Source organism: Marivita sp. (assembly GCF_020055635.1).
Classification (GTDB): Bacteria; Pseudomonadota; Alphaproteobacteria; order Rhodobacterales; family Rhodobacteraceae; genus Marivita.
This window is the reverse complement of record NZ_JAIPUT010000005.1, coordinates 114,617-127,786: the sequence shown is the minus strand read 5'-3', so window position 1 is coordinate 127,786 and position 13,170 is coordinate 114,617. Positions and strand designations below refer to the sequence as shown.

The window sequence follows — 13,170 nt, the reverse complement described above, 5'->3', positions numbered from 1 at the left end:
TCAGACCCTCTTCAGTCCACGTTTTGTCAAACGCCTGTGATTGGCGCGCGTCGCCTGCCGGATCGGCTTGATCGCCATGGCCGCCACGACATCCGGGCTTTTGCCCGAAATCGCGGCAAGCGATGCGTCCGAAGTGCCCTTGACGAAGGCGAAGACCTTCTCGTTCAGCATCCGGCTGTTTTCCGTCTTCGGCACGGACCAGACGCCCGCGGCCCCCATGAAGCGCATGGCGATCACGCCCTGCGCCTCGGCCAGAACGAACCCCAGCTGCATCGCGTTGGCCCAGTAATCCATTGGTGTGACGATCCGTGGCATCTAGAGATCTCCCATGACATGCTGGTTGAACCCGATGACCCGCCGCGCGCCGCTCATCGGGATCAGCTGCACCTCGCGGCGCTGGCCCGGCTCGAACCGCACGGCGGTTCCCGGCGCAATGTCGAGCCTGTGCCCGCGAGCCGCATCGCGGTCGAACTCCAGCGCGGGGTTGGTTTCCGCGAAATGATAATGGCTGCCCACCTGCACCGGCCGGTCGCCGGTATTCGCGACCATCACCGTGATCGCGATGCGATCGGGGTTCAGGGTCAGCGTGCCCTCCGCCGGGAAAAGCTCTCCGGGGATCATTTGCGCGACCGCAAGCGCGCGGCGACAAGCCCGCCCGCCACCGCGATGACGCCAAGCGCGGACACCAGCGTCAGCCAATGCGCCCCGTCATGGGGGTGCACATGCGCGCCGGGATGCGCCATCGCGGCAGAGGCCCAGGTCAGTGCAACCGCACCCAAAGCAAGACCGTTTTTCATCATCACACCTTTCGCTTCTTCTCTTTCCAAATATGCAAACTCACCGGATCGGATTGTGCACAGTCACCAGTTTGGTGCCGTCCGGAAATGTCGCTTCGACCTGCACCTCGTGGATCATCTCGGGCACACCCTCCATGCATTGCGCACGGGTGATGACCTGCGCCCCCGCCTGCATCATGTCGGCCACCGACCGGCCGTCGCGCGCGCCTTCCACCACCGCGTCGGTGATCAACGCAATCGCCTCGGGATGGTTCAGCTTGACACCGCGGTCCAGCCGCTTGCGGGCCACCTCGGCGGCCATGGCCACCAGCAGTTTGTCTTTCTCACGTGGGGTCAGGTTCATGTCTCAAAGTCTCCAGGATCGCGGCAGGGCGTCACCGCTCAGCCGATCAAGAACGGGCACAAGCGTGCGGCGCAGCTCGAAGCCGTCTTGCGCCAGCGCCCGCAGGACAAGCACGCCGTCCCGCACCAGCGACACGCCAGCGGTCGGCGGCAAGATGGCACGGAGCGGATCAAGATGCGCCTCGGCCTCGGGCGCGGCGAAAACCACCAGCGCCATCGCGCGCGCGCCTCCGCCCAGGGCGGGCCTGTCGAGCGTGGCGGTGATGTCGCCGTTCAGAGTGCTGGCATCGCGGAAAACCAGTTCGCCTGCACGTTCCAGCGTCAGACGGTCCGCAAAGCGGGCCTGCGTCACCACCTCGCCCATGGCGAGGCGGCCAAAGAGCACGGGCTCGACCACCAGCAGGCGTGCATCCGCCGCCATCCTGATGGTCAGAGACCGCCGCAGCGCGCCGTTCTGGAACAGGATCGTTTCCTGCGGCAGCCAATCGACGCGCCCGCCCGGTTCCACCGTCACCATGTTGCGCACCCGCGCGGTGGTCTCGTCGGCAGTGCGGTAGACCCGTTCGGCGGCTTGCGTGGTCAGGCGCAGCCGTGCGCCCGCCTGCGCACTGGCCGCGATGGACAGGGTGTCGCCGCCGGTCAGACCTCCGGACGTGTTGAGGATCACTCCCTCGACCGCGTCGCGCGCCGGGGTCATCAGGATCTTCGCCGACCCGGACTGGTGCAGATCGGCAAGCGCCGACACGCCGTCACCGCGCGTCTTGGCGGCGATGGTCAGCTTGCCATGGGAACGCGGCGGCAAGGTGGCAAGGGCGGTCAAATGGGTCATCGTTCCGAAACGCTAGCAATCCGTCGGGACGGACTTCCATTGCATTTCCGGGACATGCATCAAAACTGGCGTTTTATCGGGCAAAAACCGGGCGCCATCCGACAGCTTCGCTTAAAACGTCAGCAAATTTCGGCTTAAGGATTAAATATTGAACACATAAGAAACGCCGGGGCTCAGGCCGGAGTCTGGCAGTCCGGAAGCCGGCCGAGCAATAGATCCCGCGACGGTCGCACAGCTTCCGGCAGGTCCTGGAGCACCTCGTCCACCACCTCGGCGCTCAGTTCGGCCACGTCACAGGAATAGTCGGCAAAGCTGCCCTCGGGGTTGTCGGTCTGCCAGTCGTGGAAATCCTGTGCCTCGAATGCCACGGCAGCCCCGGTGCCCAGAACCGGCACCGCGACGAGCATACGCCGCAGCCGTGCCTTGGCCCTGGCTTTGGACACCGCCTTGGCAAGCTCCTTGCGATGGCGCAGCGCGGCGGCCGAGGCACTGGCCGTCGCCGTCGCGACCTGTGCCGACAGGGTCAGGGCCTGTATCCCCAGCGCCAAAGTGCTGACCGCCAGAGCCGCGCAGAGCCAGACCAGCACCACGGCATTGCGCACTCCTTTCAACAAGCGGAACACCGGCCTACCGCAAGCTTTGCAGCAAAGCCTGCGACGGGGTTCCGGTCGGAGGCAGACCCCGGCTTGCCTGGTAGGCGCGGATGGCGGTTTCGGTGTTCGCCCCGATCACGCCATCGGCCCCCTGCGTGTCGAAACCGCGCGCGGTGAGGCGTTGTTGCAGGGTGATCCGATCCGCCTTGGTCAGCCCGTTTGCATCGGGCGGAAACGGCGTGCGCAACGGCCCTGCGCCGCCGATCCGGTCGGACAGGTGGCCCACCCCGATCGCGTAGGCATCGGAATTGTTGTATCGCTTGATAACGCGGAAATTGCCGGTCACGGCAAAGCGCGGCCCGCCGGGTTGCGGCTGGAGCGATCCTTGCGGCGATTCGCTTCCCCAGCCTTGCCCGCGCGTCCAGCCGTTGCGTTGCAGGTAGGCGGCCGCCGAGGCCAGCGCATCGCTGGGATCGTCCGACCAGATGTCACGTCGCCCGTCGCCGGTATGGTCGACTGCGAATTGCAGGTAGGAGGTCGGAATGAACTGCGTGTGCCCCATCGCCCCGGCCCAGCTTCCGGTCATTTGCGATGCCGGGATGTCGCCGTTCTCGAGTATGCGCAGCGCCGCGATGAGTTGCTGTTCAAAAAACTGCCCGCGCCGCCCGTCGAAGGCCAGGGTCGAGGTCGCCGAGATCACCGGGACTTCGCCGCGCCGTTCACCGTAAAAGCTTTCCAGCCCCCAGATCGCCGTGATGATGCGCGCATCGACGCCGTAGCGGTCCTCCAGCGCGTCGAGTGTGCCACGGTGCCTGGCAAAGGCGGCGCGGCCCTTTTTGACCCGTTCCTCGGACGCGGCGATGGAGAGGTAATCCTCGAGGCTGCGCCTGAATTCGGTCTGGTTGCGATCCCGCGTCACGACGCCGGGCAGATAGCCGGTGCCGCGAAACGCCGCGGCGAGCGTGGATTGCGAAATCCCCTGCGCCGCCGCACGGTCGCGAAACGACGCCACCCAGCCGTCATAGGCGGGGTTCGACACCGGCCGCAGATCGGCGGGCAGGCCGGATGGGGGACTTGTGTTCGCGCTGCCCGAAAGCCCACGCGAACAGGCGGACAGGCCCGAGGCCACAAGCCCCAGCCCGAAGATGCGTCGATTGATCTGCATCGGTCTGCTCACCTCTGGATCGCTTTTGCGCCATTGTGAGGCCAAGTCGCCCGGCACACAATGGGCCAGATCCCGCCCGACGGATTTGAGCGGATGGGCGCGCCCCGGAGATCCCACCGACCGACAGGCGCTGCCGGGCCGAAGCGTTTGACACCCTTGGCTTTCCTGCCAGACTGCGCATCATCAGAACTTCAGGACCACCGAACCCCCTATGACCACCCCTTGCATCATCTGTGTCGCCATCACCGGATCGCTTCCGACGAAGGCCGACAACCCCGCCGTTCCCACCACCGTGACCGAGCAGATCGAAAGCACCCACGCGGCCTTCGAGGCGGGTGCCAGCATCGTGCATGCCCATGTGCGCAACGACGATGAAACCCCGTCCTCCGATCCCGATCGCTTTGCCTTGCTCAAGGAGGGCGTCGAGAGACACTGCCCCGGCATGATCGTGCAGCTTTCCACCGGCGGGCGCTCCGGCGCAGGCAAGACGCGCGGCGGGATGCTGCCGCTCAAGCCCGACATGGCGTCGCTCTCGGTGGGGTCGAACAACTTTCCCACCCGGGTCTACGAAAATCCGCCCGACCTCGTGGAATGGCTCGCCTCCGAGATGATTGCCCATGACATCAAGCCCGAGGTCGAGGCCTTCGACCTGTCGCATATCTTTCGCGCCGCCGCGATGCACAAGGCGGGCGAGATCGTCGATACGCCTTACGTGCAGTTCGTCATGGGCGTGAAGAACGCGATGCCGGTCGACCGAGAGGTGTTCGATTTCTACATCCACACGGTCAAGCGGCTGTTCGGGCCAGATGCGCCCTGGTGTGCCGCGGGCATCGGGCCGAACCAGATCGTGCTGAACGAATGGGCGATCTCGTCGGGCGGGCATGCCCGTACCGGACTCGAGGACAATATCCGGCTTGATCGCGACACGCTGGCCCCGTCGAACGCGGCGCTGGTCAAGCGCGCGGTTGCGCTGTGCGACAAGTATGACCGCCCCGTCGCCACGTGGCAGCAGGCGCGGGACTTGCTGGGATTACGCAAGGTCGCCGCCTGACCCTGTACCTGTCCGGTAGCCGACCGCTTTGGGGAGCGCGGCCGTGTTTCCGTCGACGGAAACAATCGATGCGTTGACGCATCGACCCCGCTTCACTCAAGGCGTCACACAAAAGAAAACCCCCGCACCCGTGATGCGGGGGTTTCCAAATTCAGAACCGGCGATCCGGATCAGTCGTCGTCGCCGCTCTTGAGTGCGGCGCCGAGGATGTCGCCCAGCGAGGCACCGGAGTCCGAGGAGCCGTATTGCTGCACGGCCTCTTTCTCTTCGGCAATCTCGCGCGCCTTGATCGACAGGCCCAGACGGCGGGTCTTGCTGTCCACGTTGGTCACGCGCACATCGACCTTGTCACCGACCGAGAACCGCTCGGGACGCTGTTCGGCACGGTCACGGCTGAGGTCGGAGCGGCGGATGAAGGACTTCATGCCTTCATATTCCACTTCGATCCCGCCATCTTCGATCGCGGTCACCTGAACGGTGATGATCGAGCCACGCTTGGTGCCACCGACGGCCTCGGCGAACTTGTCACCGCCCAGTGCCTTGATCGAGAGCGAAATCCGCTCTTTCTCGACATCCACCTCGGTGACGACGGCCTGAACCATGTCGCCCTTGCGGTAGTTCTGGATCGCGTCTTCGCCACGTTCGTCCCAGCTGAGGTCCGACAGGTGAACCATGCCGTCGATGTCGCCTTCTAGGCCGACGAACAGACCGAATTCGGTGATGTTCTTGACTTCGCCTTCGACCTCGGTGCCCTCGGGATGGGTTTCTGCAAACACTTCCCACGGGTTGCGCATGGTCTGCTTGAGACCCAGCGACACGCGGCGCTTGGCGCTGTCGATTTCGAGCACCATGACTTCCACTTCCTGCGAGGTGGAAACGATCTTGCCCGGATGGACGTTCTTCTTGGTCCAGCTCATTTCAGAGACGTGGACCAGACCTTCGACGCCCGGCTCCAGTTCAACAAACGCACCGTAATCCGTGATGTTCGTCACGCGGCCCATATGCACCGATTCCAGCGGGTATTTGGCGGCGACCAGATCCCACGGATCTTCCTGAAGCTGCTTCATGCCGAGGCTGATGCGGTGGGTTTCCTTGTTGATCTTGATGACCTGAACCTTGACCGTCTCGCCGATCGACAGGATCTCGGAGGGGTGGTTCACACGGCGCCATGCCATGTCGGTCACGTGCAGCAGGCCGTCCACGCCACCAAGGTCGACGAAGGCACCGTATTCGGTGATATTCTTGACCACGCCGTCGACTGCCTGACCTTCGGTAAGGTTGCCGATGACTTCGGCGCGCTGTTCGGCGCGGGATTCTTCGAGGATCGCGCGGCGCGAGACGACGATGTTGCCGCGGCGACGGTCCATCTTGAGGATCTGGAACGGCTGCTTGAGACCCATGAGCGGGCCTGCGTCGCGCACCGGGCGCACATCGACCTGGGAGCCGGGCAGGAAGGCCACGGCACCGCCGAGATCGACAGTGAAGCCGCCCTTGACACGGCCAAAGATCGCGCCTTCGACGCGGGCGTCGTCGGCATAGGCCTTTTCAAGGCGATCCCATGCTTCTTCGCGGCGCGCCATCTCGCGGGAGATGACCGCTTCGCCGCGCGCGTTCTCTGCGGAGCGCAGGTAGACCTCGACTTCGTCACCGACCGAGATGTCGGGCGCTTCGCCGGGGTTCGCGAATTCCTTGAGATCAACGCGGCCTTCCATCTTGTAGCCGACGTCGATGATGGCCTGGCCCGCTTCGATTGCGATGACCTTGCCTTTGACAACGGACCCTTCGTCCGGTGTGTCCATTTCGAGGCTTTCATTCAAAAGCGCTTCGAATTCTTCCATAGATGCGTTCTGAGCCATGTGGCGTCTGTTTCCTTTACGTATCATTTTTCTGGCCGTGCGGTTGTCTCCGCCGGTCTGGGGTGGTGTCCGCACTTGCGGCGAACGGGGTTGGTCAAGGCATCCGCAAAACAAAGAGGGCCGGTGAGTGCCGACCCCTGCCCGATCTTTGTCCCGTGGCGTTATTTGCCTTTTGGCGACGCGTGGGCCTTAGCAGAGCGCGTGAGACAGCGCAAGTCCGGGACGCATCCCGGCGCCGTATTGGCGGGCTTGAGCGCAATTGCGCGCAGGTTACCCTGCGCGACGCGCCTCCACTGCGGCGATGGCTGCGGCGATGGCTGCGTCCACGTCAAGCGTCGAGGTGTCGATCGTCACCGCATCCTCGGCCGGGCGCAGCGGGGCATCGGCGCGGTTCATGTCGCGGTCGTCGCGGGCTTTGACATCGGCCAGCACCGCTTCGAAATCGGTGTCGAACCCGTGGTCGAGCAATTCCGCGAGACGCCGCCTGGCGCGGATCTCGGCGCTTGCCGTCACGAAGAGCTTCACCTCGGCGCGCGGGCAGATCACCGTTCCGATGTCGCGTCCGTCGAGCACGGCCCCGCCCGAGCGCCGGGCAAAGGCGCGTTGAAAATCCAGCAGGGCGGCACGCACCTCGGGGATGATCGCCACGCGCGACGCGGCCTGCGCCACTTCAGCGGTGCGCAGGTCGGGGTTTTCCAGATCATCAGCCTCGAGTTTTCGCGCCGCCTCGATCGGGTCGTCGCCCCGGAGCATGCGCGCGCCAACCGCCCGGTAGAGCAGCCCTGTGTCCAGATGCGCCACGCCGAAATGCGCAGCGACCGCCTTGCTGATCGTGCCCTTGCCCGCTGCGGCCGGGCCGTCGATGGCGATGGTGAACGGGGACATCACAACGGCTTCCGGAAGGTCATGTAATGCGGCATCCGCTTTTCGCGCAGCGCCTTCATCTCGTAGCGGGTCGAGTACCAGTCGCCCCACGGGTGACGCCAGTCGCCGGGCCGTTCGGCCAGCCAGTCGAACCCGGCTTTCGGCACCTCGATCAGGGTCTGGCGGACGTAGTCGGGAATGTCGGTGGCGACGCGGAACTCGGCCCCCGGAGCCAGCACGTCGTAGAGCGGGGCAAGATGCTCCTGCGTGACGAAGCGCCGCCGGTGATGCCGTTTCTTCGGCCACGGGTCGGGGTAGAGCAGGAACGCCTTTTCCACCGACCCGGGCGGCAGCACGTCGAACATGTCGCGCGCATCGCCGGGATGCACCCGCAGGTTGGTCACGCCCGAGTCGCGGATCTTGCCCAGCAGCATCGCCACGCCGTTGATGAAGGGCTCGCAGCCGATGATCCCGACATCCGGGTAGGACTGCGCCTGATGCACGAGGTGTTCGCCGCCGCCGAACCCTATTTCGAGCCAGACAGGTTTGCCGCCGAACAGGTCTTTCAGGTCAAGCGGCGTCCGGTCGGGGTTTTCCTCCCAGGAGACCGCGCCGGGGCTGAGCGCCTCGAGGTCGGTTTCCAGATAGTCTTTCTGGTTCGGTCGCAGGGTCTTGCCCTTGAACCGACCATAGAAGTTGCGCCAGGGCGCGCCGGAGGGGTGTCTCGAACTGTTCATGGCGTGTCATGTATCCGCGCCCCCGACCCGTCGCAACGGAGGTGGGACAATTTAATGCGGCAGGTGCAGGATCGCGCGGGTCGCGCAGCCCCGGTTCGTGGCGCCCGGTCAGGGCTCGAACAGGATCGACCCGAGGACCTCCAGCCGGTCATCCGCAAGCCGCACGACAAGAACCTCTCCCGACCGGGTGGTCCGGCCGGTGAGGGCGCGGATATTGACCTGATGGGTCACGATGAAGGGCCTGTCGGAGGTGTCTTTCAGAACTTCCAGCGCGGTCCGGGTCTGGCGATCGCGCGCCGAGACATCCCGAAAGAAGGAATTGAAGGCGGGTACGTCCCGGACCGGGCCGAGGCCGAGAAGGTCCGCCGTCTCGCGGCAGCGGCACCATTGGCTGGTCAGGACCACGTCAAAGCCATGTCCGCGGTCGCGGAACGCCTCGCCGATCCTGCTGGCCTGTTCGCGACCTTGGTCATCGAGGTTGCGCTGCGTGTCGCACGCGCCGAGCGTGAAGCCCGGGGGATCGCCGATGCCCGGCGCCAGCGCGTGCCGCATGATGGCGAAAGCGCCGGGTCTTTCCAGGGCGTCCCAATCATTGGCCAGGGCGATCCCCGGCCACAGCAGGCCGAGGATCAGGAAAAACCGCTGGATCACAGCTGTTCTTCGAGGAACTCCAGAAGCCCTTCCCAGCTGCCCTGATCTGCCGCAAGATCATAGTCGTTCGACCCGTAGACGGTGAAGCTGTGCCGTGCGCCGCCGAACACCTCGGCGCCGTGGTCCACACCGGCCTCTTGCAGCTGGTCCAGCAGACTGGCCAGTTCGGGCATGCCGGACACCGGGTCGGCGGACCCGTGAAACAGCATGATCGGTGCGCTTGTCGCCGAATAGTCCTGTCCCTCCGGCGTTCCCAGACCGCCATGAAAGCTGACAAATCCGTTCAGGTCGGCCCCGGCCCGCGCCGCCTCGAGCACCGCCGCGCCGCCAAAGCAATACCCCATCATGACGTGGTTGTCGGTGGCACCGGTGATGTTCGCCGCCTCTTCGATCGCCCCCATCAACCTTGCCTGGAATTCTTCGCGGTCGCTGTACATCGCACCGGACAGGGCGCGATAGGCGTCCATGCCCTGCGGATCTTCGTCCGCGCCGTAGACGTCGATGGCAAAAGCGGTATAGCCCAGCGCCGCCAGCATCTCGGCGCGGCGTTCCTCGTAGTCGGTCAGTCCATCCCAGTCATGCACGATCAGGACGGTGCCCTTGGGTTCGATCGCCGTGTTGGTCGCGACATAGCCTTCGTATTCGCGATCCCCGACGGTGTAGCGATGGTAGTCGGCGGAAATCTCGGCCTGCGCGGCGGTTGCGGTCAACGCCAGGACGGCACATGCGGTTCTGAACATGGGGAAACTCCTCTTTCGCTTCTGGCTGGAAAAATAGCGCGCCGCGCAAAAAGGAAAGCCGCGCCCGGGCCTAGCTGTCGCCTCCGGTCACGGTCAGTCCGAGCAGACGCCAGACCTGCATACCGCCACGGTAGTACGAAATCCGGTCGGCTGGGTATCCCGCCTCGATCATGTTGCGGATCGCCGTGGGGGATTGGCCGCACCAAATCCCGTTGCAGAAGAGCGCGACCCGCTTGGCCTCTGCGCAATCCCAGCCTTCGAAATCCGGCTCGCAGCCCAGCTGGGCCAGTTCGTCGAGGATGTAGGTATACGGGATGTTGATCGCACCGGGTATGGTGCCCCCCTGGAACCAATCGGAGGTGCGGCTGTCGACCACCACCGCGTCCGGATCGCGGAGCAAGTCGATCAGCTCAAGCTCGCCGATGGTGCCGACACCGGGCGCGGGCGCCATCGGCTGGATGCAGAAATCGGGACAGGGCCGCGAGGTACGCGCCCATTCGCCCGTCACTTCGTTGTCGACGTCCTGGATGCGCTTGATCTCGACAGGGCCGCTGCGGGTCTCGACGCTGGCCGAGGGCATGTCCTTGGTGATGGCCACCGGCGTGTCGGCCAGAGCCGGACCGGTCAGAGCGAAGATCGCAAGGCACAGGGTCAGATGTTTCATGGTGGTTTCCTCCGGGAAGACGACGCGTGTTCCGCGCCAGCCTAGTTCCGCAAGGAGGTCTTGTCACCGGTCGGCCGTGCCGGAGACCGGGAAGAGATACGGGCGCGAGGCAGGCCGGACCGGGCTGTCCGGCCTGCCCCCGGTTCAGACAGACGACTTGAGCGCGTCCACCAGATCGGTGCGTTCCCAGCTGAAGCCGCCATCGGCTTCGGGCGCACGGCCGAAATGGCCGTAGGCCGCGGTGCGTTCATAGATCGGCTTGTTCAGTTCCAGATGGGTGCGGATGCCGCGCGGCGTGAGGTCCATCACCTTCGGGATCGCCGCCTCGATGGCTGCCGCCTCGAGTTCGCCGGTGCCATGCGTGTCGGCATAGATCGACAGCGGCTTGGACACGCCGATGGCATAGCTGAGCTGAATGGTGCAGCGTTCGGCCATCCCGGCGGCCACCACGTTCTTGGCAAGATAGCGCGCGGCATAGGCCGCCGAGCGGTCCACCTTGGTCGGATCCTTGCCCGAAAACGCGCCGCCGCCATGCGGGGCGGCCCCGCCATATGTGTCGACGATGATCTTGCGGCCCGTGAGGCCCGCGTCGCCGTCCGGACCGCCGATCACGAAAGTGCCGGTCGGGTTGACCCACCATTCGGTTTCGTCGGTGATCCAGCCCGCTGGCAGAACCTCGCGAATGTAAGGCTCGACGATCGCGCGGATGTCGGCAGAGCTTTGGCTGGCATCGGCGTGCTGGGTGGACAGCACGATCGAGGTCACGCCCATCGGTTTGCCGTGTTCATAGCGCACCGAGATCTGCGATTTGGCATCCGGACGCAGCAGCGGCTCGGCGCCCGATTTGCGCACCTCGGCGAGCCGTTTGAGAATCGCGTGGCTGAACAGGATCGGCGCGGGCATGAGCGCATCGGTCTCGTTCGTGGCATAGCCGAACATGATGCCCTGATCGCCTGCGCCTTCGTCCTTGTTGTCGCCGGCGTTCACACCTTGCGCGATATGCGCCGATTGCTGGTGCAACAGGTTGGTGATCTCGCAGGTGGCGTGGTGAAACTTGTCCTGCTCGTAGCCGATATCCTTGATGCAGGCGCGGGCGATGTCGGGGATTCGGTCCATGTAGGTGGCAAGACGGTTCTGATCCGACAGCCCCACCTCTCCACCGATGACGACACGGTTGGTCGTGGCAAAGGTTTCGCAGGCCACCCGTGCTTCGGGCTCTTCGGAAAGAAAGGCATCGAGGATCGCGTCGGAGATACGGTCACAGACCTTATCCGGGTGGCCCTCGGACACGGATTCCGAGGTGAAGATATAATTCTGTCGGGACATGAGTGCTCCATTGGGGTCTGCCGTCACGTCAGGAAGCCGTTGTGACGGGAATGATGATCTGCGTTACGCCTGCGGAGCGGGCGGGTCAATGGGTCTGCGGCGTTTCCACAGCAGCAGAGTCGCGAAAGCCACGGCCCAGGCGAGAAGCGCAAGCAAATCGCCTGTCCGGGCATAGAGCGTCGGAGGCGATGGCGCAGGTAGCGGCACGTCGATGAATCCGGCCCGCCCCAGGGGCAAAGCATCGACGATGCGCCCGGCCGGGTCGATCACCGCCGAGATACCGGTATTGGCGACCCGGATCATCGGCAGGCCCTGTTCGATGGCGCGCAGGCGGGCCTGTGACAGATGCTGTTGCGGCCCGGCATAGGTTCCGAACCAGGCGTCATTGGTGATCTGGAGCAGGACATCCGGTCGCGATGGCGCGCCGTTCACATCCTGTGGGAACACCGCCTCGTAACAGATCAGCGGCAAGGCCTGACCGAACGGCCCCAGGTCGATCATAGCAGGCCCCGGCCCCGCCGAATATCCCGCCTCAGCCCGCGCGGCGAGACCGAGGATGTTGAAGCGCGCGAAAAAGCCGGCAAGCGGCATGTATTCTCCGAACGGCACGAGATGGTGCTTGTCGTAGAGGTCTGCCACCGCCCCGGTGTTGTCCAGTGTCACCAGCGAATTGTAGTAGCGCCCCTGCTCTTCGCGCTGGATGCCCAGCACCACCGGGGTGCCCGCCGCCGCTTGGGCGATCACCTCGAAGGCGGGGCCGGCAGTGTCGAGCAGATTCGGCACGGCGGTTTCCGGCCAGACGACCAGGTCGGGCCGGGGCTGTTGCGCGGTGAAATCCACCTGGCGGTTGAAGAAGGTGGGAATATGCGCCGGGTCCCATTTCTGGTGTTGCGGCGCATTGGGCTGGATCAACCTTGCCACGGGCCGCCCGGTCAGGTCTTGCGGTGGTGGCGTGATCACCAGCCCCGCGCCCCACATGCCCGCAAGCATGGCGATGCCACCCGCCAGCGTGATCCAGCTGCGCCGTGTCAGCCCGAGCGCGACCAGTGCCGCCACAAGACCGGTCACAAGGCCCAGGCCGTGCGGTCCGATCACGGCCTGCCATTGCGCAACCGGAGTCGGCGCCCAGAGATAGCCCAGCAATCCCCAGGGAAAGCCGGTCAGCACATAGGCGCGGGCCAGTTCCGCGAGCGCCCAGCAAAGGGCGATGCCGAAGCCGCCGCCGCCGACGCGCCGCCCCGCCCAGAAGGCAAGCGCCCAGATCAGCGCCAGCCCCCCGGCCAGTCCGACCAGCGCAAAGGGCGCCATCCAGCCGGTCGCGGCCGCATCGACCTGGAACGGCTCCAGGATCCAATGCAGCGACAGGGTGAAATAGCCCGTGCCGAAAAGCCAGCCCGACCAGGCCGCCGATCTTGCGCGCAGATCACGCTGGACGAGGACGAAAATCCCGACAAGCGACGCGACCGCCAGCCACCACAGGTCGAAAGGCGGCTGTCCCAGCGCGAACAGCGCGCCGAGACACAACGCAGCCAGACGACGGACCAGCGTCATGGTG

At 65.1% G+C, this 13,170-nt stretch carries 16 protein-coding genes and 1 riboswitch; of the genes, 1 reads left to right on the top strand and 15 read right to left on the bottom strand.

The genetic code is table 11. The annotated features are described in order from the left end of the window. The 7 genes from LCF60_RS04540 to LCF60_RS04510 all read right to left on the bottom strand — a co-directional run bounded on the left by LCF60_RS04540 (position 1) and on the right by LCF60_RS04510 (position 3,726). Positions 1 to 315, bottom strand: coding sequence for an antifreeze protein (locus tag LCF60_RS04540; RefSeq protein ID WP_292289951.1), 315 nt, complete (start codon positions 313 to 315; stop codon positions 1 to 3). Further along, positions 316 to 621 carry an urease subunit beta gene (locus LCF60_RS04535; RefSeq protein ID WP_292289950.1) on the bottom strand — a complete coding sequence of 102 codons (306 nt, stop codon included), beginning with the start codon at positions 619 to 621 and terminating at the stop codon, positions 316 to 318. It abuts the gene before it with no gap. Further along, entirely contained in the window at positions 618 to 797 is a 180-nt protein-coding gene (locus LCF60_RS04530) for a hypothetical protein (protein WP_292289949.1), read from the bottom strand. Before LCF60_RS04530 ends, LCF60_RS04535 begins: the two co-directional genes overlap by 4 nt. Positions 798 to 837: 40 nt before the next feature. Then, positions 838 to 1,140, bottom strand: coding sequence for an urease subunit gamma (locus LCF60_RS04525; protein ID WP_292289948.1), 303 nt, complete (start codon positions 1,138 to 1,140; stop codon positions 838 to 840). Positions 1,141 to 1,143: 3 nt separating this feature from the next. Further along, positions 1,144 to 1,968 carry an urease accessory protein UreD gene (locus tag LCF60_RS04520; protein WP_292289947.1) on the bottom strand — a complete coding sequence of 275 codons (825 nt, stop codon included), beginning with the start codon at positions 1,966 to 1,968 and terminating at the stop codon, positions 1,144 to 1,146. 173 nt (positions 1,969 to 2,141) lie between these two features. Beyond that, positions 2,142 to 2,582, bottom strand: coding sequence for a hypothetical protein (locus LCF60_RS04515; RefSeq protein WP_292289946.1), 441 nt, complete (start codon positions 2,580 to 2,582; stop codon positions 2,142 to 2,144). A 13-nt stretch (positions 2,583 to 2,595) separates the two neighbouring features. Then, complete coding sequence (locus LCF60_RS04510; protein WP_292289945.1) at positions 2,596 to 3,726, bottom strand: lytic murein transglycosylase; 1,131 nt, start codon at positions 3,724 to 3,726, stop codon at positions 2,596 to 2,598. Between the two features lie 211 nt (positions 3,727 to 3,937). Here LCF60_RS04510 and LCF60_RS04505 point away from each other — a divergent pair, with 211 nt between their 5' ends. After that, entirely contained in the window at positions 3,938 to 4,777 is an 840-nt protein-coding gene (locus tag LCF60_RS04505; protein ID WP_292289944.1) for a 3-keto-5-aminohexanoate cleavage protein, read from the top strand. A 170-nt stretch (positions 4,778 to 4,947) separates the two neighbouring features. Here LCF60_RS04505 and rpsA read toward each other — a convergent pair whose 3' ends face one another. The 8 genes from rpsA to lnt all read right to left on the bottom strand — a co-directional run bounded on the left by rpsA (position 4,948) and on the right by lnt (position 13,166). Beyond that, positions 4,948 to 6,660 carry a 30S ribosomal protein S1 gene (rpsA, locus tag LCF60_RS04500; protein WP_292289943.1) on the bottom strand — a complete coding sequence of 571 codons (1,713 nt, stop codon included), beginning with the start codon at positions 6,658 to 6,660 and terminating at the stop codon, positions 4,948 to 4,950. Positions 6,661 to 6,903: 243 nt separating this feature from the next. Further along, positions 6,904 to 7,518 (bottom strand): d(CMP) kinase, encoded by a 615-nt coding sequence (locus tag LCF60_RS04495; protein ID WP_292289942.1) that lies wholly within the window; start codon positions 7,516 to 7,518, stop codon positions 6,904 to 6,906. Next, positions 7,518 to 8,234 carry a tRNA (guanine(46)-N(7))-methyltransferase TrmB gene (locus LCF60_RS04490; RefSeq protein ID WP_292289940.1) on the bottom strand — a complete coding sequence of 239 codons (717 nt, stop codon included), beginning with the start codon at positions 8,232 to 8,234 and terminating at the stop codon, positions 7,518 to 7,520. The genes LCF60_RS04495 and LCF60_RS04490 overlap by 1 nt, the downstream gene beginning before the upstream one ends. Positions 8,235 to 8,342: 108 nt before the next feature. Continuing rightward, a complete protein-coding gene (locus LCF60_RS04485; RefSeq protein WP_292289939.1) occupies positions 8,343 to 8,885 on the bottom strand; it encodes a histidine phosphatase family protein in 543 nt (180 codons plus the stop codon). Further along, on the bottom strand, positions 8,882 to 9,625 hold the full coding sequence (locus LCF60_RS04480; RefSeq protein WP_292289937.1) for a dienelactone hydrolase family protein: 744 nt from the start codon (positions 9,623 to 9,625) through the stop codon (positions 8,882 to 8,884). Before LCF60_RS04480 ends, LCF60_RS04485 begins: the two co-directional genes overlap by 4 nt. A 70-nt stretch (positions 9,626 to 9,695) precedes the next feature. Next, complete coding sequence (locus LCF60_RS04475) at positions 9,696 to 10,289, bottom strand: rhodanese-like domain-containing protein (RefSeq protein WP_292289935.1); 594 nt, start codon at positions 10,287 to 10,289, stop codon at positions 9,696 to 9,698. Positions 10,290 to 10,433: 144 nt separating this feature from the next. Further along, positions 10,434 to 11,615, bottom strand: coding sequence for a methionine adenosyltransferase (metK, locus tag LCF60_RS04470; protein ID WP_292289934.1), 1,182 nt, complete (start codon positions 11,613 to 11,615; stop codon positions 10,434 to 10,436). A gap of 3 nt (positions 11,616 to 11,618) precedes the next feature. Beyond that, positions 11,619 to 11,666, bottom strand: a riboswitch (SAM-SAH riboswitch). Positions 11,667 to 11,678: 12 nt separating this feature from the next. Beyond that, on the bottom strand, positions 11,679 to 13,166 hold the full coding sequence (lnt, locus tag LCF60_RS04465) for an apolipoprotein N-acyltransferase (RefSeq protein ID WP_292289933.1): 1,488 nt from the start codon (positions 13,164 to 13,166) through the stop codon (positions 11,679 to 11,681). Positions 13,167 to 13,170 lie beyond the last annotated feature (4 nt).

Excerpts from the sequence above, each read along its gene's own strand:
- LCF60_RS04540 (WP_292289951.1), bottom strand. The coding sequence starts at position 315 with ATGCCACGGATCGTCACACCAATGGATTACTGGGCCAACGCGATGCAG.
- LCF60_RS04535 (WP_292289950.1), bottom strand. The coding sequence starts at position 621 with ATGATCCCCGGAGAGCTTTTCCCGGCGGAGGGCACGCTGACCCTGAAC.
- LCF60_RS04530 (WP_292289949.1), bottom strand. The coding sequence starts at position 797 with ATGAAAAACGGTCTTGCTTTGGGTGCGGTTGCACTGACCTGGGCCTCT.
- LCF60_RS04525 (WP_292289948.1), bottom strand. The coding sequence starts at position 1,140 with ATGAACCTGACCCCACGTGAGAAAGACAAACTGCTGGTGGCCATGGCC.
- LCF60_RS04520 (WP_292289947.1), bottom strand. The coding sequence starts at position 1,968 with ATGACCCATTTGACCGCCCTTGCCACCTTGCCGCCGCGTTCCCATGGC.
- LCF60_RS04510 (WP_292289945.1), bottom strand. The coding sequence starts at position 3,726 with ATGCAGATCAATCGACGCATCTTCGGGCTGGGGCTTGTGGCCTCGGGC.
- LCF60_RS04505 (WP_292289944.1), top strand. The coding sequence starts at position 3,938 with ATGACCACCCCTTGCATCATCTGTGTCGCCATCACCGGATCGCTTCCG.
- rpsA (WP_292289943.1), bottom strand. The coding sequence starts at position 6,660 with ATGATACGTAAAGGAAACAGACGCCACATGGCTCAGAACGCATCTATG.
- LCF60_RS04495 (WP_292289942.1), bottom strand. The coding sequence starts at position 7,518 with ATGTCCCCGTTCACCATCGCCATCGACGGCCCGGCCGCAGCGGGCAAG.
- LCF60_RS04490 (WP_292289940.1), bottom strand. The coding sequence starts at position 8,234 with ATGAACAGTTCGAGACACCCCTCCGGCGCGCCCTGGCGCAACTTCTAT.
- LCF60_RS04480 (WP_292289937.1), bottom strand. The coding sequence starts at position 9,625 with ATGTTCAGAACCGCATGTGCCGTCCTGGCGTTGACCGCAACCGCCGCG.
- LCF60_RS04475 (WP_292289935.1), bottom strand. The coding sequence starts at position 10,289 with ATGAAACATCTGACCCTGTGCCTTGCGATCTTCGCTCTGACCGGTCCG.
- metK (WP_292289934.1), bottom strand. The coding sequence starts at position 11,615 with ATGTCCCGACAGAATTATATCTTCACCTCGGAATCCGTGTCCGAGGGC.
- lnt (WP_292289933.1), bottom strand. The coding sequence starts at position 13,166 with ATGACGCTGGTCCGTCGTCTGGCTGCGTTGTGTCTCGGCGCGCTGTTC.